General features: G+C 67.3%; 16 protein-coding genes. 9 read left to right on the top strand and 7 right to left on the bottom strand.

What is annotated here, in order from left to right; all coding sequences use genetic code 11:
* The first annotated feature begins 193 nt into the window (after positions 1-193).
* Positions 194-967 carry a crotonase/enoyl-CoA hydratase family protein gene (locus PCA10_RS23585; RefSeq protein ID WP_016494608.1) on the top strand — a complete coding sequence of 258 codons (774 nt, stop codon included), beginning with the start codon at positions 194-196 and terminating at the stop codon, positions 965-967.
* 143 nt (positions 968-1,110) lie between these two features.
* On the opposite strand, the gene PCA10_RS23580 is transcribed toward PCA10_RS23585, so the two are convergent.
* From PCA10_RS23580 to PCA10_RS23570, 3 genes are all read right to left on the bottom strand, one after another.
* Positions 1,111-1,455, bottom strand: a complete 345-nt coding sequence (locus PCA10_RS23580; RefSeq protein ID WP_016494607.1) for a cupin domain-containing protein — start codon at positions 1,453-1,455, stop codon at positions 1,111-1,113.
* Positions 1,456-1,531: 76 nt separating this feature from the next.
* Positions 1,532-2,938 (bottom strand): NAD(P)/FAD-dependent oxidoreductase, encoded by a 1,407-nt coding sequence (locus PCA10_RS23575; protein ID WP_016494606.1) that lies wholly within the window; start codon positions 2,936-2,938, stop codon positions 1,532-1,534.
* 210 nt (positions 2,939-3,148) lie between these two features.
* Positions 3,149-3,931: an AraC family transcriptional regulator gene (locus PCA10_RS23570; protein ID WP_016494605.1), complete on the bottom strand. Its 783-nt coding sequence runs from the start codon at positions 3,929-3,931 to the stop codon at positions 3,149-3,151.
* A gap of 248 nt (positions 3,932-4,179) precedes the next feature.
* Here PCA10_RS23570 and PCA10_RS23565 point away from each other — a divergent pair, with 248 nt between their 5' ends.
* The 3 genes from PCA10_RS23565 to PCA10_RS23555 all read left to right on the top strand — a co-directional run bounded on the left by PCA10_RS23565 (position 4,180) and on the right by PCA10_RS23555 (position 10,571).
* Positions 4,180-5,976, top strand: coding sequence for a DUF1302 domain-containing protein (locus PCA10_RS23565; protein WP_041770421.1), 1,797 nt, complete (start codon positions 4,180-4,182; stop codon positions 5,974-5,976).
* Between the two features lie 20 nt (positions 5,977-5,996).
* Positions 5,997-7,364, top strand: a complete 1,368-nt coding sequence (locus tag PCA10_RS23560; protein WP_041770420.1) for a DUF1329 domain-containing protein — start codon at positions 5,997-5,999, stop codon at positions 7,362-7,364.
* Between the two features lie 660 nt (positions 7,365-8,024).
* Entirely contained in the window at positions 8,025-10,571 is a 2,547-nt protein-coding gene (locus PCA10_RS23555; RefSeq protein ID WP_016494602.1) for a LuxR C-terminal-related transcriptional regulator, read from the top strand.
* Between the two features lie 7 nt (positions 10,572-10,578).
* On the opposite strand, the gene PCA10_RS23550 is transcribed toward PCA10_RS23555, so the two are convergent.
* Positions 10,579-11,382 (bottom strand): SirB1 family protein, encoded by an 804-nt coding sequence (locus tag PCA10_RS23550; protein WP_016494601.1) that lies wholly within the window; start codon positions 11,380-11,382, stop codon positions 10,579-10,581.
* A 164-nt stretch (positions 11,383-11,546) separates the two neighbouring features.
* Here PCA10_RS23550 and PCA10_RS23545 point away from each other — a divergent pair, with 164 nt between their 5' ends.
* The 4 genes from PCA10_RS23545 (at position 11,547) to PCA10_RS23530 (ending at position 15,888) form a co-directional block, all read left to right on the top strand.
* Positions 11,547-12,566, top strand: a complete 1,020-nt coding sequence (locus tag PCA10_RS23545) for a Leu/Phe/Val dehydrogenase (RefSeq protein ID WP_016494600.1) — start codon at positions 11,547-11,549, stop codon at positions 12,564-12,566.
* Positions 12,567-12,658: 92 nt separating this feature from the next.
* On the top strand, positions 12,659-13,753 hold the full coding sequence (gene pdhA, locus PCA10_RS23540; protein ID WP_016494599.1) for a pyruvate dehydrogenase (acetyl-transferring) E1 component subunit alpha: 1,095 nt from the start codon (positions 12,659-12,661) through the stop codon (positions 13,751-13,753).
* Positions 13,746-14,747, top strand: coding sequence for an alpha-ketoacid dehydrogenase subunit beta (locus tag PCA10_RS23535; protein WP_016494598.1), 1,002 nt, complete (start codon positions 13,746-13,748; stop codon positions 14,745-14,747). The genes pdhA and PCA10_RS23535 overlap by 8 nt, the downstream gene beginning before the upstream one ends.
* 34 nt (positions 14,748-14,781) lie before the next feature.
* Positions 14,782-15,888, top strand: coding sequence for a dihydrolipoamide acetyltransferase family protein (locus PCA10_RS23530; protein ID WP_016494597.1), 1,107 nt, complete (start codon positions 14,782-14,784; stop codon positions 15,886-15,888).
* Between the two features lie 327 nt (positions 15,889-16,215).
* On the opposite strand, the gene PCA10_RS23525 is transcribed toward PCA10_RS23530, so the two are convergent.
* Genes PCA10_RS23525 through PCA10_RS23515 form a run of 3 tightly spaced genes read right to left on the bottom strand, consistent with a single transcriptional unit; the run spans position 16,216 to position 19,801 of the window.
* Positions 16,216-17,316 (bottom strand): polyamine ABC transporter substrate-binding protein, encoded by a 1,101-nt coding sequence (locus tag PCA10_RS23525; RefSeq protein ID WP_016494596.1) that lies wholly within the window; start codon positions 17,314-17,316, stop codon positions 16,216-16,218.
* Positions 17,317-17,360: 44 nt separating this feature from the next.
* Positions 17,361-17,726, bottom strand: coding sequence for a cupin domain-containing protein (locus PCA10_RS23520; protein WP_016494595.1), 366 nt, complete (start codon positions 17,724-17,726; stop codon positions 17,361-17,363).
* Between the two features lie 14 nt (positions 17,727-17,740).
* Positions 17,741-19,801, bottom strand: a complete 2,061-nt coding sequence (locus tag PCA10_RS23515) for an oxidoreductase (RefSeq protein ID WP_016494594.1) — start codon at positions 19,799-19,801, stop codon at positions 17,741-17,743.
* A 258-nt stretch (positions 19,802-20,059) separates the two neighbouring features.
* On the opposite strand from PCA10_RS23515, the gene PCA10_RS23510 reads away from it, so the two are divergent.
* A complete protein-coding gene (locus PCA10_RS23510) occupies positions 20,060-20,599 on the top strand; it encodes a helix-turn-helix domain-containing protein (protein WP_016494593.1) in 540 nt (179 codons plus the stop codon).
* Positions 20,600-20,685: the final 86 nt, after the last annotated feature.

The following is a 20,685-nucleotide window of genomic DNA, read 5'->3' as shown; positions in this document are numbered from 1 at the left end:
GCAGCAGGGAGTGGGGGTTGGTTCGTTTGGCGACTGCCAATCTACCCACTTCCCTGACTGTCAACTCGCTCTTCCCCCTGAATCCGCGAAGAACCTTTTTCATGGGCCGTGCGCGGTCGATGAATGCATCTGTAGGGGCGAATTCATTCGCCCCTACGGAGTGACCCGCCCGAGTAATCCAGCAGGAGCTGCCATGAACATCAGAGTCGAGAAGAACGGCCCGGTCACCACCCTGATCATCGACCGCCCCGAGGTGCGCAATGCCGTCGATCGTCCCACCGCCGAGGCGCTGGCGGCGGCGCTGCAGGCCTTCGAGGTCGACGAGGAAGCGCGGGTGGCGGTGCTCACGGGGAGCGGTGGCACCTTCTGCGCCGGGGCCGACCTGGGCGCGGTGGCCGAGAATGGGGCCCGGCGCAATCGCCTGGAGCCCGAGGGCGATGGCCCCATGGGACCGAGCCGGATGCAGCTGGAGAAGCCGCTGATCGCCGCCATCGAAGGCCACGCGGTGGCCGGCGGGCTGGAGCTGGCGTTGCTGGCGGATCTGCGGGTGATGGCGGAGGACGCGGTGTTCGGCGTGTTCTGCCGGCGTTTCGGCGTACCGCTGATCGACGGCGGCACCGTGCGCCTGCCGCGCATCGTTGGTCAGGGGCGGGCGCTGGACCTGATCCTCACCGGTCGCCCGGTGAAGTCCCAGGAGGCCCTGGCCATCGGCCTGGCCAACCGGGTGGTGCCCAGCGGTACGGCGCGCGCCGCGGCCGAGGAACTGGCCCACGCCATCGCCGCCTTCCCGCAGCGCTGCATGCTCGCCGACCGCGCCAGTGCCTATGCCCAGTGGGAGCTGCCGTTCGAGGCGGCGCTGGCCAATGAGTTCGCCGGGGGGATGAAGGTTATCCACAGCGGCGAAACCCTGGCCGGTGCCCAGTCCTTCAAGGATGGGCAAGGGCGCCACGGCAGCTTCGACGACTGATGCGTCGTCGGTAGGGCCGTGCGCACCAAGTCGCTAGGCGCAGTTCGTTGGATGGGTTGAGCGATATCCATGGTATTGGCCGATGGGTATCGCGGGCTCAACCCATCCTACGGTTCTCAAGACCCCTGACCTAATCGGTTCAATCAGCGGGAGATGATCACGTAGGTCTTGCGCAGGGTTTCCTTCACATCCCAGATGCCCAGGCTGTTGGCCGGCAGCAGCAGGGCGTCGCCCGCCTTGATCTCGATGGGCTCACCGCCATCCGGGGTGAAGGTGCAGCTGCCGTGGGTGAAGTGGCAGAACTCCTGCTCGACGATCTGCCGGCGGAAGCGGCCGGGGCTGCATTCCCAGACACCGGTTTCCACGCCGTCGGTGCGTTCCACCGAGTGCACGCGGGTGTGCGGCACCGGCTCGCCGACGGGCACCGCTACCGGGCTCGGCTCGGACAGCGGCAGTTCGTGGGTGTTCTTCAGCAGGGTGGCTTTCATCTGTTGTTCGTTCCCAGGTTGCTTGGTGTGTAGGAGCGAGCTCTGCTCGCGAACCCGCGTAAGAATCCCGTGCGCCTCAACGCATCAGGCTTTCCATCAGCCCCGCCAGCTTCAGCGCCATGGAGCGGCGCCAGGGCGCGCTATGGGGATTGGCCAGCACCCGGTCCTCGTGGACGAAGCTGCGGATGATGGCGTTGTAGCCCAGCCAGCGACAGGGTTCCGGTTCCCAGCCCGCGAGGCGTTCCAGGGGGCCGTCGCCGAGGACCCAGGGCTGGCGGGTGAGCAGGGTTTCCTTGCCGAGGATCAGGTCGGCCAGGGTGCGACCGCCGAGGTTGCTGGCGCCGACACCTTCGCCGCCATAGCCGCCGGAGAGGGCGAGGCCGTTCCTGCGGTCCACCAACATGTGCGGGCGGAAGCGCCGGGCCATGCCCAGGTTGCCGCCCCAGCTGTGGGTGACCCGGACGTTGCGCAGCTGAGGGAAGAGTTCGCCGAGCAGGTAGCGGCGCAGCTCGATTTCCTCGTCATTGAGCTGGAAGTCTTCCCGCAGCCGGCCGCCGAAGCGGTAGCCGCCACGGGCGCCGAAGGCCAGGCGGTTGTCGGCGGTGCGTTGGGCGTAGGTGACCTGGCGGCTGCTTTCGCTGAAGGCCTGGCCGTGTTCCAGGCCGATCTCCGCCCATTGCGCGTCGGAAAGCGGTTCGGTGGCGATCAGCAGGCTCTGCACCGGCAACTGGTACTTGCCCAGCGGCGGCAGGCTGGCGGCGTAGCCTTCGACGGCCGGCACCACCCAGTGGGCCTTGATCTCGCCCTGGGCGGTGCGCACCAGGCCCGGTTGCCAATGGGTGGCCGGGCTCTGCTCGAACAGCTGCACGCCCAGGTTTTCCACCGCCCGCGCCAGGCCACGAACCAGCTTGGCCGGCTGGATGGTGGCGCAGTGCGGTGTGTGGATACCGCCGTAGGGGTTGGCCACGCGCAGCTGGCCGTTCAGCTCGCTGGGACTGAGCCAGCGGTAGTCGGCGTCGGTCAGGCCTTCGGCATGCAGGTCGGCCAGTTGGTCGCGCAGGCGTTTTTCCTGCTCCGGGTAGCGCGCGGCGCAGTAGAGAATGCCCGCCTTGCGGTAGTGGCAGTCGATACCCTCGCGGGCCAGAACTTCGGCCACTTCGTCGGGAATGCCATGGAGCAGGTCGAAGGAAGCCTTGCGCACGTCGGCGGGCAGCGGCGCCAGGGCGCGGTCCTCGCCCAGCAGGTTGCCCATCAGCCAGCCGCCGTTGCGGCCGCTGGCGCCGAAGCCGGCGAACTGCGCCTCGACGATGGCGATCTTCAGCTCCGGGGCCTGGCGCTTCAGGTAATAAGCCGTCCACAGCCCGGTGTAGCCGGCGCCGATGATCGCCACATCCACCTCCAGCGTGCCGGCAAGCGCCGGTCGCGGCGTGATGTCTTCATCGAGCAGGTCCATCCACAGGCTGATAGAGCGCCAGTTCTGCATAGGCGAGTCCCCGGTAAAAAGGTTGTTATGGCCGGCAAGGCTAGTGGTTGGCGGAACGCTTGTCGTGTGCGCGGGCACGCTGGGAATGCGGGGCAGCGTTCGTAGGATGGGTCGGGCGGCGTTCCGTTGAGCGGAGCGATACCCATGCGGTCCGGATCGATGGGTATCGCAAGCTCAACCCATCCTACGGTCCTCAACCCATCCTACGGTCTACCCCTGCCGTTGCGTGAGGTACGCCTTGGGCGAGAGCCCGGTGTGCTGGCGGAAGCAGCGGTAGAAGGCCGAGAGGGAATTGAAGCCGGCGGTGAACGCCAGTTCGTCGATGCGTACCGGCGCCTGGGCGACGTCCAGCAGCTTGAGCAGGTGCTGCAGGCGAGCCTGGTTGACGTACTGGTAGAAGCTCTGCCCGAGCATCTGGTTCAGCAGGTAGGAAATCTGGTTGCGGGTGTAACCGGTGGCGCTGGCCACCTGGTGCAGGTCCAGGGCCGGATCGAGGTAGGGCTGGGAGCGCTGGAAGTATTCCTCGATGTCGCGGGCCAGCAGGCCCATCTGCCGCGCGGAAAGACCCAGCCGGCTCGCCGCCGGTCGTCGGGTCTGGCCGTCGCGGGCGGGGCTGTCCCGGGTCAGCAGCGCGTACTCGTTGATGCGCCAGATCAGGCCGTCGCGCACCGTGATCGCCTCGCTGGTACGAAAGGTACCGCCCTGGCCCACGCGCAGGCTGTACTGGATGAACGCGGTATCGCCGTCCACCCGGATACGGTCGTTGTGCACGAGGAAATCATCGGGGCCGGTGGGCATGGTCGCCCGCACGTAGTCCCCGAGTTCCGCAAGGTGCAGGCAGCGGCTCTGGAAGAAATCGTTGTATTCCACCTCGGGGTGATAGAGCGCCAGCACCGCGTCGATGTCGCGGTGTTTCCAGCTCAGGTGGTAACGCATCACCACCTCGCGGGTGGCTGCGGTTTGCGGGTCGGGGAGGAAATCGGCTGTCGTCATGGTCGATCAGGGTCGTGATAGGCGCTCAGGATGCCTCAGCCCGTGCCCGGGAGGTAGTCACGGGCGAAGGCTCCATCCACGGTTTCGATAATGCGGCATGCAGGGCGCCGATGGTGGGGTGCAAGTGATCATTCTAGAGCGTCGATTCACTCTTTCGAGCTACAGAATGAATCCCTCCTTGGTGCGCTTATCGCCTTCAGGTGTGACTGGTTAGGGTGTGGTCCTCCTTCACCAACCAGGAAAGCCGCATGACAAAAACAACAATGCGCGCAGTTTTCCGGCCGCACGCGCTGGCCATCGCAGTCGCCATGGGGTTTGCCGCCCAGGCACATGCCGTCAATTTCAACATCGGCGAGATCGAGGGGCAGTTCGACTCCTCGCTGTCGGTCGGCGCGAGCTGGTCGATGCGCTCCGCCGATCCGGACCTGATCAGCGTCAACAACGGCGGCCGGGGACAGTCGTCGACCGGTGACGATGGCCGCCTGAACTTCAAGAAGGGCGAAACCTTCTCGAAGATCTTCAAGGGTATCCACGACCTCGAACTCAAGTACGGCGACACCGGCGTGTTCGTCCGTGGCAAGTACTGGTACGACTTCGAGCTCAAGGACGAGAACCGCCCGTTCAAGCCCATCGACGACAGCGGCCGCAAGGAAGGCGCCAAGTCCCGTGGCGCGCAATTCCTCGACGCCTTCGTCTACCACAACTACGACATCGCCGACCTGCCGGGCAACGTGCGCCTGGGCAAGCAGGTGGTGAGCTGGGGTGAGAGCACCTTCATCGGCAACAGCATCAACTCGATCAACCCGGTCGACGTGGCCGCGTTCCGCCGTCCGGGCTCCGAGATCAAGGAAGGCCTGATCCCGGTCAACATGTTCTATGTGTCCCAGAGCCTGACCGACAACCTGTCGGCCGAAGCCTTCTACCAGATCGAGTGGGACCAGACGGTACTGGATAACTGCGGCACCTTCTTCGCCACCTCCGACGTCGCCGCCGACGGCTGCGATACCGGCTACACCGTGGGCTCCCCGGCCATCGCGCCGCTGGAGCCGATCGCCGCCGCCTTCGGCCAGGGCTTCGACGTGACCTCCGAGGGGGTGATCGTGCACCGCGCCAGCGACCGTGATGCCCGCGACTCCGGGCAGTGGGGCGCGGCGCTGCGTTGGCTCGGCGACGAGACCGAGTACGCCGCCTACTTCATGAACTACCACAGCCGCACGCCAATCGTGGGCACCATCACCGCCAGCCAGGCCACCTTCGCGGCCATGCCAGGCATCATTGGCGCCGCCAACGGCATCGTCCCCGGCTCCGGTGCCGGCCTGGCGCAGAGCGTGGCGCTCGGCAACGGCCAGTACTTCCTGGAATACCCCGAGAACATCCAGCTCTACGGCCTGAGCTTCTCCACCACCCTGCCCACCGGCACGGCCTGGAGCGGCGAGGTCAGCTACCGGCCGAACGCGCCGGTGCAGATCAACACCACCGACCTGACCCTGGCCCTGGTCAACCCGCTGGTGGGCGGCGCGGCTTCCCCGATCGCCACCCGTCCGGGTGCCGACAACACCGGCTACAACCGCAAGGAAATCACCCAGGCCCAGACCACCCTGACGCACTTCTTCGACCAGGTACTGGGCGCCGACCGCCTGACCCTGGTGGGCGAGGTGGGTGTGACCCGCGTGGGCGGCCTGGAGTCCACCAGCAAGCTGCGCTACGGCCGCGACTCGGTGTTCGGCGCCTACGGCTTCAACGGCGATACCCACGGCTTCGTCACCAGCACCTCCTGGGGCTACCGCACCCGCGCCATTCTCGACTACAGCAACGCCATCGCAGGCATCAACCTGCGGCCGAACCTCGCCTGGTCCCACGACGTCGACGGCTACGGTCCCAACGGCCTGTTCAACGAAGGCGCCAAGGCGCTCAGCGTCGGCGTCGATGCCGATTACCAGAACACCTACACCGCGAGTCTCAGTTACACCGACTTCTTCGGTGGCAAATACAACACCCTGGTCGATCGCGATTTCCTCGCGCTCAGCTTCGGCGTGAACTTCTGAGTAGCAGGGGGAACATGATGATGCGCAAGACGATTCTGCAATGCGGCGCCCTGGCCCTGAGCCTGCTGGCCGCCAACGTGATGGCTGCGGTAACCGCCGTGGACGCGGCCAAGCTGGGCACCAGCCTGACCCCGTTGGGCGCGGAGATGGCCGGTAACGCCGACGGCAGCATTCCCGCCTGGACCGGTGGCTTGGCCAGGAACGCCGGGGCGGTGGATGCCAAGGGCTTCCTCGCCGACCCCTTCGCCAACGAGAAGCCGCTGTTCACCATCACCGCGGCCAACGTCGAGCAATACAAGGACAAGCTCTCCGACGGCCAGGTGGCGATGTTCAAACGCTACCCCGACACCTACAAGATCCCGGTCTACCCGACCCACCGCACCGTGGCGGTGCCCGAGGCGGTGAACGAGGCGGCGAAGAAAAGCGCGCTCAACGTCCAGCCGATCAACGACGGCAACGGCCTGGCCAACTTCGCCGACAGCCGCTACTACGCCTTCCCGATCCCGAAGAATGGCGTCGAAGTGATCTGGAACCACGTCACCCGCTATCGCGGCGGCAACCTGCGCCGGATCATCACCCAGGCCACGCCCCAGGTGAACGGTTCCTTCACCCCGATCCGCTTCGAGGAAGAAGTGGCCGTGCCCCAGGAGATGCCGGACCTGGCGTCCGACAAGGGCGCGAACGTGCTGCTCTTCTTCAAGCAGCAGGTCACCGCGCCGTCGCGCCTGGCGGGTAACGTACTGCTGGTCCACGAGACCCTGGACCAGGTCAAGGAGCCGCGCCTGGCGTGGATCTACAATGCCGGCCAGCGCCGCGTGCGTCGCGCCCCGCAGGTGGCCTACGACGGCCCCGGCACCGCCGCCGACGGCCTGCGTACCTCCGACAACTTCGACATGTTCTCCGGCGCCCCGGATCGCTACGACTGGAAGCTGGTGGGCAAGAAGGAGATGTACATCCCCTACAACAGCTACAAGCTGGACTCGCCGTCGCTCAAGTACGACGACGTGATCAAGGCCGGCCACATCAACCAGGACCTGACCCGCTATGAGCTGCACCGCGTCTGGGAAGTGGTGGCCACGGTCAAGCCCGGCGAGCGTCACATCTACGCCAAGCGCCACATGTACATCGACGAAGACAGCTGGCAGGTGGCGCTGGTGGACCACTACGACGGCCGTGGCCAGCTCTGGCGCGTCGCCGAGGGTCACCAGCAGTACTACTACAACAACCAGGTACCGGCCTACACCCTCGAAGCCCTGTACGACATCATCGCCGGTCGCTACCTGGCCCTGGGCATGAAGAACGAAGAGAAACACAGCTTCGAGTTCGGCTTCGTCGGCAAGGCTCCGGACTACACCCCGGCGGCGCTGCGGAACGCGGGCGTACGTTGAGTCCTGCGCACCGGCAGGTGCGCGTGCTGCTCCCATGGTTGCAACACCCTGATTCAGGCGGCCCTACGGGGCCGCGTTTTTTTTGCTGGGGATCGGTTGCTCAGCTCTTTTCTGAGTGTGCTTAGGGTTTCTGTTTCGCCCACCCGGGCGACTTCCTTTGGCAGTCGTCGGAATGCCGCACCACCCAAAGGAAGCAAAGGGCTTGCCCCGACATCCGGGTTTGGCTTCGCCAAACTCCCCTCGCTGCATCGTCGCTCCGGGGGCACGGCGCGAAGGGCCATCCATGGCCCTGCGCGCCTCTCGCGGCATCCATGCCGCTCGTCCCCCTCTGCAACGATTACGCTCGGCCTCCTGAAGGGGCGGTTGGCGCGGCGTGATCCTCTCAGTTTCATTTCAGGCCGGTATGGGCATCAGAGTTGTCTGCCCCTCGCCGGCGCGAGTCACCCCTCGCCCTCTGGGCGGGCCGCGATCGGAGAGGGGCGGGGGAGAGGGAAGTGTCCACAGGCTGGGAGCCAAAACGCTATCACCTAGAATCGCCCATCCGCGAAGCCCATATTTTATGGCAACGAATCAGGCTTCTGAATGATCCTTCATAAAGACCGGCGTAGAGGCCTAGGGTGTGGCCCCACGCTGCTCGAACAAGAAAGAAGGCATGCCGCAATGTCTGTCATGACCCGCTTCGAAACCCCCGCCCACCTGCCACGCCTGCCGTCGTTGCACGTTTCCCGCCCCCGCCTCAGCGACCGCCTGGTCGAGTCCACGGCGCGCCTGCGCCTGCTCTGCGCCCCGGCCGGCAGCGGCAAGAGCGTGCTGCTGACCGAGTGCGTGCGGCGTTGCCCGGACGGTACCCAGGTGCGCTGGCTGCCGCTGGGTGGCGGCAACCCGGCGGTGGTCGGCTTCTGCGCCTTGCTGGCGGACGTCCTGGGTATCGCAGAGCGGAACGAGGAGGGCCTGCTCCAGGCGCTGGCGCTCTGGGACCAGCCGGTCTGGCTGGTGCTGGACGATTACTGCCGCCAGGCCAGCGCCGAGCTGGATGCCTGCCTGGATCGCCTGCTCAGTGCCGGCAGCCCGGCGCTGAGCTGGTGGATCAGCGGCCGGCGGCGTCCCGCCTGTAACCTGCCGCGCCTGCTGATAGACGGCGAACTGCTGGAGCTGGACGCCGAATCCCTGGCGTTCGACCACGGCGAACTGGAACAACTGCTCCAGCAGTCGTACCTGGATGGCGCCGGCGATGTCGCCTGTCGCCTGTTCAAGAGCACCGGCGGCTGGTGCGCGGGCCTGCGCATGGCCTTGCTGGAACCGGCCGACTGGGGCATTGCCGAACCCGGCGATGGCTTTGGCCCGTCGGCCACCCTGGCCGCCTACCTCGAACACGAACTGTTCGCCCTCCTCAGTGCCGACCAGGCGGCAGCCTGGCGCGCGCTGGTCCATCTGCCGCGCTTCAATGCGCCCCTTTGCGAGCACCTGTTCGGCGTTGGCGAGGGCGCGCCGTTGCTGCGCAACCTGCAGACGCTGGGCTGCTTCATCGAACCCCTGGCCGAGCACCCCGGCTGGTTCCGCATCTTCGTTCCGCTGGCCCGGCAGATTCGCACCCGCGATATCCAGGCCGGGCGTGGCTGGCACCTGCGCGCCTGCCAATGGTTCGCGGCCGAGGGGGACTGGCAGGCCGCCATCGAGCACGCCCTGGAGGCCAGGCAACCGGAGGCCGCGGTCAGCCTGCTGCAGCATATGGGCGTCGAGCATCTGTTCCAGGGGCGCAACGTCGCCTTGCTGCTGCGCCTGAACCGAGAGGTCGACCGCGACCTGTTGCAGGTGTCGCCCCACTGCCTGCGGCTGCTGGCCGGCGCCTTGATGTTCGCTGGGCAGTTGGACGAGGCGGCCACCTGCATCGCCGGGCAATCACGCTTCCTGCCCCAGCCGGATGCCGAACGGCAGCGCGAGCTGGTGGCCTACTGGCAGGCCCAGTACGGCATGCTGGCGCACCTGCAGGGCGATGCTCCTGGTGCCCAGCTGCACTTGCGCGAGTCGCTCGATGCGCTGCCCGATGCAGCCTGGGAACAGAACCTGGTCTGCTATTCGGGCCTGACCCAGCAGGCGCTGCTGGGGGGCCAGCTGGACATCGCCCAGAGCCTCAACCGCGAAGCGCTGCTGCTGGCGCGCAGCCGGGGCAGCCTGCTGCTGGAGGCGTTCCTGGAGCTGGATCATGCGCAGATACTCGAACACCGTGGCGCCTTGCTGCGCGCCGACGCCCTGCTCGAACGCGTCCAGGAGTTCCTCGCCAGCCAGTCGCGCCTGGCCGGCCCCTTGCTCGGCCGCCTGGCCCTGCGGCGCGGGCGCCTGGCGTTGCGCCGGGGTCGCGACGACGAGGCCCGCGAGCATTATCACTACGGGCTGCAGGAGGCCCGCAGCTGTGGCGACTACCGCGCCCTCTACGGCTACCTCGGCCTGGCGGTGCTGGACGCCAACCAGCGGGCCTTCGACTCGGCCTTCGATCGCCTGCGTGAAGCCGAGCGCCTGATGCAGATCCGCCATATCCCCGAGCGGGTCTACCGCGCGGTGTTGTTGCAGGTCAGCAGCAGCCTGCTGCTGATGCAGGGGCGCGCCGGCCAGGCCCGCCAGGCCCTGCTGCGGGTGCTCAAGCACTTCCGTGGCGAGCACGCGGTGCAGGCGCCCCCGGCCACCCTCGACCTGATCCCGCGTATCGAGTGGCAGCTGGCGCTGGCCGAGGTCTATGAGGGCGAAGTGTTCAATGCCCGGCAGCGCCTGCTCGGGCAACTGCACAAGGCCCGAGAGGCCGGCATGCCGGCGCTGGAGGTGGAGATCCACCTGGCACTGGCCGAATGCGAGTTCCTCGCCGGCGATCTGCCCAGGGCCGGGGCCTTGATGCGCGATGGCCTGGTCCTGGCGGCGCAATCCAGTCTGCAGCAGCCGCTGCGCGAGCTGCGGTTGCGCCAGCCGGCGATGCTCCGGGCGCTCGGCATGGAGGAAGAGGACGAGCCGACGGAAGGCGGCGCCGGTCCGCTCAGCCAGCGCGAACTGGAAGTGCTCGGCCTGATCGCCCTGGGCTGTTCCAACCACGAGATCGCCGAGCGCCTGTTCATCTCCTTGCACACGGTGAAGACCCATGCCCGCCGGATCAACGGCAAGCTGGGGGTCAAGCGGCGCACCCAGGCGGTTGCCCATGCTAAATCCCTGGGGCTGATGTAACGCGTCGTTAGTGCAGCGGTTGCACATGTCCCAGCCGGCGCAGCCGCTGGGCCAAATGCAGGTGCTGGGCCGGGTCGTCGCAGAGCAGCAGGGCGCGCTCCAGGTCGTAGCGCTCCGCCTGCGGGCAGTCCAGGCGCTGGTAGATATCGGCGCGGGCGAGGTGGTCGTGCATGCCTGGCGTGCCGAGCACCAGCACGCGCTCGGCATCCTTCAGCGCCGCCAGGTACTCGCCGGCTTCCTGGTGCAGCACGCGCAGGTTGCGCGACAGCCGCTGGATCATCTCCTGGGGGCTGGCGGTTTGCAGATGCACGGCCTGCAGCTCCGTCTGCGGCCCCAGCGAGCGCATCACCATGTCGCGGCAGTCCCGGGTGTACAGCCGCCGGCCACTGCAGGGGTCGAGCAGGTGGTCGGCCCCCGGTACGCGCAGCAGGAAGTGGCCGGGAAAGTTCACCCCGACCAGGGGAATGCCCAGCCGCGCGGCCAGTTCCAGGGCCAGCAGCGCCAGGGACAACGGCTGACCACGGCGGCGTTCCAGTACCTGGGGCAGCAGCGCCGCACGCGGGCGCAGGGGCGTGTCGTCGTCTTCGTGGAAGTCCAGCTCGTTCATGCGCCGCAGCAGGGGCTGGGCCAGTTCGACCGGCGGCAGGTTCGGCAGGCCGGCGGCCACCAGTTGCAGCAGGCCGCCGAAATCCCGCAACACCCGTTCCGGGTCCAGCCGTGGGTCATGCTCGGCGGCGACCCACAGGGCCGCCTCCAGCATCGCCGGTGGGTCGCGTTCGAGGCAGGCTAGACAGCGTTGGCGCGGGTCCATGACGTCTCTCCGGAGGGTTGATTCCTTGTAGCCAACTGGTTGATTTTCGTCCAGTAGTGGCACGCAAGGCGGTTATCTCGCCGGACCGGCTTATGTCGCCATCGGAGGGGGCGGAAGGCGCAGCTCGGCCTATACTGGCCCTAACGTCAGGAAGGGAGCCCGCCATGTTCGCCATGATGGAAACCGCCCGGCTGGAGGCGTTGCACCTTGCCAACGATCCCGCCACCGGACTCAAGGCCATCATCGCCATCCACAACACTCGCCTCGGCCCAGCCCTTGGCGGGTGCCGATACCTCGCCTACCCCGATGATGAAAGCGCCATCCGCGACGCCATCCGCCTCGCCCAGGGCATGAGCTACAAGGCGGCCCTGGCCGGCCTGGAGCAGGGCGGCGGCAAGGCGGTGATCATCCGGCCGGCCCATGTGGATAACCGCGCCGCCTTGTTCGAAGCCTTCGGGCGCATGATCGAATCCCTCAACGGCCGCTACATCACCGCGGTCGACAGCGGCACCTCCAGCGCCGACATGGACTGCATCGCCCAGCAGACCGGCCACGTCACCAGCACCACGGCCGCGGGCGATCCCTCGTCGCATACCGCCCTCGGTGTGTTCGCCGGCATCCGTGCCACCGCCCACGCGCGCCTCGGCAGCGATGACCTGGAAGGCCTGCGCGTGGCCGTGCAGGGCCTCGGCCATGTGGGCTACGCCCTGGCCGAGCAGCTCCATGCGGTGGGTGCCGAACTGCTGGTCAGCGACCTCGACGCCGGGCGCGTGCAACTGGCGGTGGAGCAACTGGGCGCACAGCCGGTGGCCAGCGGCGCCTTGCTCACCACCCCCTGCGACATCCTCGCGCCCTGCGGCCTGGGCGGCATCCTCAATGCCCAGACCGTGGGCCAGTTGCGCTGCGCGGCGGTAGCCGGCGCCACCAACAACCAGCTCGCCAGCGCCGAGATCGCCGACGAAATGGAAGCGCGCGGGATCCTCTATGCGCCGGACTACGTGATCAACTCCGGCGGGCTCATCTACGTCGCCCTCAAGCACAAGGGCGAAACACTGCCGGCGATCACCGCGCACCTGTCGCAGATCCGCCAGCGACTCACCGAGATCTACGCGCACGCCCAGGCCGACAAGCGATCCCCAGCGCGGGTCGCCGACGCCCTGGCCGAGCGCATTCTGTTCGGCTGAACGGCCGCCAACCAGCGGCCCGGCCCGTTAGCTCCTGGGGCCACAAGCCCCGGGCCCTGCGCAAGCACCCAAAAGGTGTAAGGAGTACTGCCATGTCCAACCGGATCGAACTGCCCTATACGCGCTTCCTCGACCCAGAGGGACGCCTGGTCGGCGAGCTGCCGGCCTGGGGCGACGACTTCAACCTCCTCACTGATCTCTATCGCCGCATGGTGCTGACCCGCCTCTTCGACCAGAAGGCGGTGGCCCTGCAGCGCACCGGCCGCATCGGCACCTACGCCCCGACCCTGGGCCAGGAGGCCATAGGCGTCGCCATCGGCAGCCTGCTGCGCGACGACGACGTGCTGGTGCCTTACTACCGCGACACCGCCGTGCAACTGATGCGCGGCGTGCGCATGGAGGAAATCCTCCTGTACTGGGGCGGCGACGAACGCGGCAGCGACTTCCAGGACCCGCGCTCGAAAGAGGACTTTCCCATCTGCGTGCCCATCGCCACCCAGTCCCTGCATGCCTGCGGCGTGGCCACGGCCATCAAGATCCGTGGCCAGCACCGCGCGGTGGTCACCACCTGCGGCGACGGCGCCACCAGCAAGGGCGACTTCCTCGAAGCCCTCAACGTGGCCGGCGCCTGGCAACTGCCGGTGGTCTTCGTGGTGAACAACAACCAGTGGGCCATCTCGGTACCCCGGCGCATCCAGAGCGGCGCGCCGACCCTGGCGCAGAAGGCCATAGGTGCCGGCTTCCACGGCGAGCAGGTGGACGGCAACGACGTGCTGGCCGTCTACGACCGCGTGCAATGGGCGCTGGATCGCGCCCGCCATGGCAAGGGCCCGGTGCTGCTGGAGTGCATCAGCTACCGCCTGGGCGACCACACCACCGCCGACGACGCCACCCGCTACCGCGATGCCGACGAGGTCAAGGCGGCCTGGCAGGAAGAGCCCATCAAGCGCCTGCAGGCATTCCTCGCCGCCAGCGAGGCCTGGGATGAAGGCCGCGAACAGGCGCTCATCGCCGACTGCCAGCGCCAGGTCCAGGCGGCTGTGGATAACTTCGAGAACGCCGGCACCCAGCCAGTGGAAGCGGTGCTCGACCACGTCTACGCACGTTGGCCGGCGGCACTCGGGGATCAGCGCGAAATGCTGATGGAGCGGGTCGCACGTCGCGAGGAGGGCCGCGGTCATGAGTAACCTCAACGACACCCTTGAGAAACGCGCCCTGCTCGAAGCCGTCAACCTGGCCCTGCACCGCGCCATGCAGGAAGACGAGAACGTCGTGGTGCTGGGCGAAGACGTTGGCGTCAATGGCGGCGTGTTCCGCGCCACCCTCGGCCTGCGCGACCGCTTCGGCTTCAAGCGGGTGATCGACACCCCGCTGGCGGAAACAATGATCGCCGGCCTCGCCGTGGGCATGGCCGCCCAGGGCTTGAAACCGGTGATGGAAATCCAGTTCCTCGGCTTCATCTACGCCGCCATGGAGCACCTGGTGTCCCACGCCAGCCGCATCCGCTGCCGCACCCGTGGCCGGCTCAGCTGCCCCATGGTTCTGCGCAGCCCCATGGGTGCCGGTATCCGCGCGCCGGAGCACCACAGCGAAAGCACCGAGGCACTGTTCGCCCACATCCCCGGCCTGCGGGTGGTGATCCCGTCGTCGCCGGCGCGGGCCTACGGGCTGCTGCTGTCGGCCATCGACGACCCGGACCCGGTGATCTTCCTCGAACCCACGAGGCTCTACCGGATGAACCCGCAACCGATCATCGACGACGGCAGGCGCCTGCCGCTGGATACCTGTTTCACCCTGCGCGAGGGCTCGGACATCACCCTCATCAGTTGGGGCGCCAGCGTCCACGAGACCCTGCAGGCCGCCCGGATGCTGGAGGAGCGGGGCGTGTCCGCCGAGGTGATAGACGTCGCCAGTATCAAGCCGCTGGACCTCGACACCCTCGAAGCCTCGGTGCGCAAGACCGGTCGCTGCGTGATCGTCCACGAGGCGCCGCGCAGCTGCGGGGTGGGCGCGGAAATCGCCGCCAGTCTCTACGAGCGCGCGCTGCTCGACCTGCAGGCGCCCATCCAGCGGGTCACCGCGCCGGATATCCCGCCGCCGCTGTACCGCCTGGAGCAGCTCTACATCCCGAGCCCCGAGGACGTACTCGCCGCTTGCGAGCTGGTGCTGAACTACGCCTAGACAAGCAGAACCATGCCTAGACAAGGAGCGCACGATGAAATACTTCAAACTGCCCGACCTGGGTGAAGGCCTGCAGGAAGCCGAGATCGTCCAGTGGCACGTGACAGTGGGGGACAGCGTCAAGGCCGACCAACTGCTGGTCTCGGTGGAAACCGCCAAGGCCCTGGTGGACATCCCGGCCCCCTACGACGGCGTGGTGGCCAAGACCTTCGGCAAGGAGGGCGACCTGCTCCACGTGGGCGAGCCGCTGCTGGGCTATGAAGGCGAGGACGCCGACGCCGGCACCGTGGTCGGTCGCCTGGAAGGCGGCGGCAACGCCCAGGCCGACAGCTTCTTCGTCGGTGCCGCGCCGTCCACCCGCGAACACCTGGCGCCACGCGCCACCCCGGCGGTGCGCCAACTGGCACGGCAGATGGGCGTGGAACTGGCCGCCCTGGCCGGCTCCGGCCCCGACGGCCTGGTGACCCGTTCGGATGTGGAGCAGGCAGCCCAGAGTGCCCGCGACAGCTTCGGTGGCGAGCGCCTGCGGGGTGTGCGCCGCAGCATGGCGATCAACATGGCGCGCTCCCATGCCGAAGTGGTGCCGGTGACCCTGTTCGGCGACGCCGACCTGCACCGCTGGCCGGAAGCCCGCGACCCGCTGATCCGCCTGGGCAAGGCCATCGCCGCTGCCTGCGAGGTGGAACCCATCCTCAACAGCTGGTTCGACGGTCGCGCCCTGTCCATCCGCCAGCACCACAAGCTCGACCTCGGCATCGCCGTCGACACGCCGGACGGCCTCTTCGTACCGGTGCTGCGGGATGTTGGCGGACGCAGCGCGGAGGACCTCAAGGAAGGCATGGCACGGCTGCGGGCGGATGTGAAGGCGCGCTCCATCCCGCCCCAGGAAATGATGGGCGCTACCCTCACCCTGTCCAACTTCGGCACCCTGTTCGGCCGCTACGCCAACCCCGTGGTGGTACCACCCCAGGTGGCGATCATCGGCGCCGGTGGCATCCGCGACGAGGTGGTGGCCTGGCAGGGCAAGGTGGAAATCCACCCGGTGCTGCCGCTGTCCCTGACCTTCGACCACCGGGCGGTGACCGGTGGCGAGGCGGCGCGCTTCTTCAAGGCGTTGGTACAGGCGTTGGAGCAGCCGTAGGGAGCCGGGCTACGGGATCACCCATTGGGCTCGCGACTCACCGCCCACCTTTCAGCTCGTAGGATGGGTTGAGCGGAGCGATACCCATCACATCAGCCGATGGGTATCGCAGGCTCAACCCATCCTACTTCGACCACCGCGCGGTGACCGGCGGCGAGGCGGTGCGCTTGCTCAAGGCGCTGGAGCAGACGTAGATATCCGGGGAAATACCTGTGGGGGCGAATTCATTCGCCAAGGGCAACGCAGTTTCCCCGAGCCTCTGGGGCAGGCCTTCGGCCTGCTTGGCGATTGAAATCGCCCCCACAAGATCGCCCCCACAAGGGGGCCTCACTTCCCACCCTTCAACTGGTTCCAGAGGCGTGTTTGCAGGCGCATCAGCTTCTGCTCCGGTGGTTTGATCACCACCAGCTTGCCCAGCGCCTCGGGGGCGGGGTGGATGATCGGGTCGCTGGCGGCTTCGGCCGACATGAACTGCCGCGACGCCGGCACCGCGTTGGGGTAGCGCACATAGTCGGTGATACGCGCCATGACCTTGGGCGCGAGCACGTAGTCGATGAAGGCCTCGGCGTTTTCCGGGTGCTTGGCGTCGGCGGGAATGGCCATCATGTCGAAGGCGATCTTGCTGCCTTCCCGGGGTTGCAGGTAGCCGATGCGTGCCGGCTTACCCGCTTCGCGGGCGCGTTCGTTGGCCTGGCCGGCGTCGCCGGAGTAGGCCAGGGCGATGCAGATGTCGCCGTTGGCCAGGTCCGCCGTGTACTTCACCGAGTTGAAGTAGGTGATGTAGGGACGCACCTTGCGCAGCTGCGCCTCGGCCTTGCGGTAGTCCTCGGCGGTTGCCTGGTTGGGGTCGACGCCGAGGTAGAGCAGCACCGAGTTCAGCACCTCGTCCGCCGAGTCGAGGAAGGCCACGCCACAGCGGGCCAGCTTCTCCATGTTTCCTGGCTCGAACAGCAGCGCCCAGGAGGTCGGCACCTCGCCGCCCAGGGCTGCGGCCACCTTGTCGTGGTTGTAGACGATCCCGGTGGAGGCCCAGAGGTAGGGCGCGCCGTGGCGATTGTCGGGGTCGACGGCTTGCAGCTGCTGCACCAGCTGCGGGTCGAGCCCGGCCAGATTGGGAATGCGCGACTTGTCCAGCGGACGGAAGACGCCGGCGCGAACCTGGTAGCCGAGGAAGTTGTTGGAGGGTACCACCAGGTCGTAGCCGGTGTTGCCGGCGAGCAGCTTGCCCTCCAGGGTCTCGTTGGAGTCGTAGACGTCGTACACCGGGCGGATGCCGGTGTCGCGCTCGAAGTCCTTGAGCACCTGCGGGTCGATGTAGTTGGCCCAGTTGTAGATGTTCACCAGCTTCTCCGCCTCGGCGGCCCGGGCGGTGCCCAGGCAGAGCGCGACGGAGCAGGCGAGGGCGAGCAAGGTCTTGCCAAGTGGCATGTTCGACTCCCGATCTGCTTATTGTTGTGGGGATTCGTTGAGGGTCATGGGGCGGCCCAGGTGACGTAGGCCTTGCGGACCGTGCCGAGGTTCTCCCAGAGCCCGCGGAACCCCGCGGCAATGGTGAACTGGCTGCCCGGGCCGAACTCCTTGGCCTCGCCCTGTTCGTCCGTCAGGCGCACGGTGCCCTGCAGAATCTGGCAGAACTCCTCATGCTCGGCCACGAATTTCTCGACGCAGGAACCGGCCTCCCAGACGCCCGCGACGAAGGCGCCGCTGGGGTCCTGGTAATGGACCCAGGTGCGCGCCTGGTAGGGCGGCGAGAGCAGGTCCCCGTGGTCGATGGTTTCCACCAGCGGCTGGGCCGGGCTGGCGGCGAAATCGATGACGCTGTCGATACCGAGGCTCATGTGGTTCTCCCGAATCAGCCTATGACGATGATGCGTTCGCGGCGAAAGCCGATGGCGTCTTCCGGCTCTTCCAGCTCGCGGGCGGCCTGGTGGCCGTGGTACACGGCGCTGGCGATGATGCCGGGGGCGAAACAGTCGCCGATCGGCCGCAGGGTCTTGATCCCGGCGTCGTGCAACGCGGCGGGGTTGGCCTGCAGTTGCAGGAGGAGTTCCTCGTTCGGGCTGCGTTCGGTCACCAGCACCACGGCGTCGGTGTGCAGGCGGCTTTCGCGGTCGGTGAAGCTGCAGGCAAGCACCGCGCTTTCTGCGTCCAGGGCGCTGAGCCGCTGGTTGGCGAGGATCTTCACCCCCAGCTCCAGCAGATGACCCTGGATGCGTCCCTGTTCCATGGTGTTGTCGGCCCAGGGCGAGACCACCGGGAAGGGCGTCACCAGGGTCACCTGGCAACCGTTCTTCACCAGCAGCTCGGCGAGCACGCCGCCCATGTAGAAGCTCTCGTCGTCGAAGATCAGCACCTCGCCACGGGGCAGGCGGCCGGCCATCAGGTCGTCCGGGGTGAACAGCGGGCGGTGCTCGAGACCGGGGATGGCGCGGTGGTGGGTACGGCCCACGCCGTCGTCGCGCCAGGTCGAGCCAGTGGCCAGCAGCACATGGGCGAAGCCGAAACCGAGCACGTCCTCGGCGCTGAGGCGGCTGTCGCGGTAGACGTCGACGCGGGTGGATTTCTGCAGCTGGAGGATGCGGTAGTCGGCCACCCGTCGCCATTCCGCAAGGCCGGGCAGGGCGCCTTCGAGCATCACCCGGCCGCCGAGGGTTTCGCCGGCTTCGGCCAGGGCCACGTTGTAGCCACGCTCGCCCAGGGCGCGGGCGGCTTCCAGGCCGGCGGGGCCGGCGCCGACCACCAGTACCGAATCGTCGGAGCGCTTCGGGTTCATCCGCTCCGGGTGCCAGCCGCGCCGCCATTCCTCGCCCATGGTGGGGTTCTGGGTGCAGCGCAGGGGGACGATGTTGTAGTCGGCCGAGACGCAGATGTTGCAACCGATGCACTCGCGGATATCGTCCAGGCGGTCCTCGCGGATCTTGTTCGGCAGGAAGGGGTCGGCGATGGACGGCCTGGCCGCGCCCACCAGGTCCATCATCCCGGACTTGATCAGGCGCACCATGGTGTCCGGCGAGGTGTAGCGGCCGACGCCCACCACCGGCTTGCTGGTGACCCGTTTGACGAAGGCGATGTAGGGCTCCTGGAAGCCCTCCTGGGTGAAGCGCGAGGTGCCCGAGTCATTGGGCCAGCCGCTGATGTTCACGTCCCAGAGGTCGGGGATCTCGGCGAGCATTTCCACCACCTCGCGGCCTTCTTCCTCGCAGCGCAGGCCGTCCGCGCCCATCAGCTCGTCCACGGCGAAGCGCAGGGCCACGGCGCAGCGGTCGCCCACCGCCTCCTTGGTGTCTTCCAGCACTTCGCGCAGCAGGCGCACGCGGTTGGTGAGCGAGCCACCGTACTGGTCGCTGCGGCTGTTGTAACGCGGGAGGAGGAACTGCTGGAGGATCGACAGGTTGTGCGCGGCGTAGCAGTAGATGATGTCGAAGCCGGCGCGCTTGGCGCGCAGGGCGGCGTCGCGGTGCCATTTGCGCAGGTCGCGGATATCGCTCAAGGACATGGCGCGGGCCTGGATTGGCTCGTCCAGCACGATGGACCGGTGCGAGGGGGCCAGCGGCGCCATGCGCGAGTCCTGGTTGCCGAAGGCCAGCCCCAGGTGCGCCAGCTCGATACCGGCCAGGGCTCCGTGGGCATGCACGGCACGGGTCATGGCTTCCACCGCCGGGATATCGCCGTCGTCCCACAACTTGCCCTCGGCGTAGGGGCTCTGGTCGGAGGTGGGGTGGATGTCGGTGACCTCGGTGCACACCGAACCCCAGCCGCCCTCGGCCTTGATGCCACGCATGGCCGCCAGCATGTTCGGCCGCAGGTGGCCCATGCCGTTGCAGTGGGGCACCTGGAAGAAGCGGTTGGGAGCGGTCACCGGGCCGATCCGGACCGGCTCGAAGAGGATGGAATAGCGCGGATCTGTAGGCATCGTGGCTTCCTCGGCTGCGGTACGCCTTCGGGCGGGCACCTGTTGTTGTTCTTCGTCAGCGTTCCGCTGTCGTGAAAAAGGTACTTTTATTTTCATGAAAAAGTACAGATATTTTTCACTTTCTCCAGGGCTACCCAATCCATGGGGTAGTGGCTAGAGTCTAATGACTCTATTGAATGTTTGTTCAGTTTTTTCTGGAATTCTTTCCGAGGCGACGGCTGGCATACAATGCGGAACCTTCAGATGCGGAATGACCACATGACGGATTCAGGCCTGGGCCTGCGCATTCGCGACCTGCGCAAGCGCCGCGGCGTGCGGCTGCAGCAGGTGGCGGACAAGATCGGCCGCTCGGTGGGCTTCGTCTCGCAGATCGAGCGCGGGCTCTCCAACCCCAGCGTCGAGGATGTCTCGGCCATCGCTGAACTGCTCGGCGTCGACTACCGCTTCTTCTTCACGCCCACCGCCGAAGCCGTGCATGGGCTCATGGTGCGCCCCGACGAGCGGCGCTCCCTGAGCTACCGGGGCGGCATCAGCGACCAGTTGCTCTCGCCGCTGATGTCCGGGCGCTTCCACATGCTCCTCACCGAGCTGGCGCCGGGGGCGCGCTCCAGCGAGGAGGGCAGCTCCCACGAGGGCGAGCAGGGCGGCTACGTGCTCGAGGGCCAGCTGCGCCTCTGGGTCGGCGACGAGTGCCTGGAGCTGAAAAGCGGCGACAGTTTCCAGTTCCAGTCCTCCATTCCCCATCACTACCTGAACCCCGGCGACAGCGTCACGCGGATCGTCTGGGTCTACTCCTGAGTCTTGCGGGCCTGCTTGCAGTAGGTCCGTAAAGCCCATTCCAGAGCCTTTACGCCAAGGCGGGCAAGCTCCGCCGGGCATACCTT

This window comes from Pseudomonas resinovorans NBRC 106553 (assembly GCF_000412695.1).
Classification (GTDB): domain Bacteria; phylum Pseudomonadota; class Gammaproteobacteria; order Pseudomonadales; family Pseudomonadaceae; genus Metapseudomonas; species Metapseudomonas resinovorans_A.
This window is presented reverse-complemented; position numbering and strand designations above follow the sequence as displayed.

Bases quoted from the DNA above. Each gene is read 5' to 3' on its own strand.
- PCA10_RS23585 (WP_016494608.1), top strand. From the start codon at position 194: ATGAACATCAGAGTCGAGAAGAACGGCCCGGTCACCACCCTGATCATC.
- PCA10_RS23580 (WP_016494607.1), bottom strand. From the start codon at position 1,455: ATGAAAGCCACCCTGCTGAAGAACACCCACGAACTGCCGCTGTCCGAG.
- PCA10_RS23575 (WP_016494606.1), bottom strand. From the start codon at position 2,938: ATGCAGAACTGGCGCTCTATCAGCCTGTGGATGGACCTGCTCGATGAA.
- PCA10_RS23570 (WP_016494605.1), bottom strand. From the start codon at position 3,931: ATGACGACAGCCGATTTCCTCCCCGACCCGCAAACCGCAGCCACCCGC.
- PCA10_RS23565 (WP_041770421.1), top strand. From the start codon at position 4,180: ATGACAAAAACAACAATGCGCGCAGTTTTCCGGCCGCACGCGCTGGCC.
- PCA10_RS23560 (WP_041770420.1), top strand. From the start codon at position 5,997: ATGCGCAAGACGATTCTGCAATGCGGCGCCCTGGCCCTGAGCCTGCTG.
- PCA10_RS23555 (WP_016494602.1), top strand. From the start codon at position 8,025: ATGTCTGTCATGACCCGCTTCGAAACCCCCGCCCACCTGCCACGCCTG.
- PCA10_RS23550 (WP_016494601.1), bottom strand. From the start codon at position 11,382: ATGGACCCGCGCCAACGCTGTCTAGCCTGCCTCGAACGCGACCCACCG.
- PCA10_RS23545 (WP_016494600.1), top strand. From the start codon at position 11,547: ATGTTCGCCATGATGGAAACCGCCCGGCTGGAGGCGTTGCACCTTGCC.
- pdhA (WP_016494599.1), top strand. From the start codon at position 12,659: ATGTCCAACCGGATCGAACTGCCCTATACGCGCTTCCTCGACCCAGAG.
- PCA10_RS23535 (WP_016494598.1), top strand. From the start codon at position 13,746: ATGAGTAACCTCAACGACACCCTTGAGAAACGCGCCCTGCTCGAAGCC.
- PCA10_RS23530 (WP_016494597.1), top strand. From the start codon at position 14,782: ATGAAATACTTCAAACTGCCCGACCTGGGTGAAGGCCTGCAGGAAGCC.
- PCA10_RS23525 (WP_016494596.1), bottom strand. From the start codon at position 17,316: ATGCCACTTGGCAAGACCTTGCTCGCCCTCGCCTGCTCCGTCGCGCTC.
- PCA10_RS23520 (WP_016494595.1), bottom strand. From the start codon at position 17,726: ATGAGCCTCGGTATCGACAGCGTCATCGATTTCGCCGCCAGCCCGGCC.
- PCA10_RS23515 (WP_016494594.1), bottom strand. From the start codon at position 19,801: ATGCCTACAGATCCGCGCTATTCCATCCTCTTCGAGCCGGTCCGGATC.
- PCA10_RS23510 (WP_016494593.1), top strand. From the start codon at position 20,060: ATGACGGATTCAGGCCTGGGCCTGCGCATTCGCGACCTGCGCAAGCGC.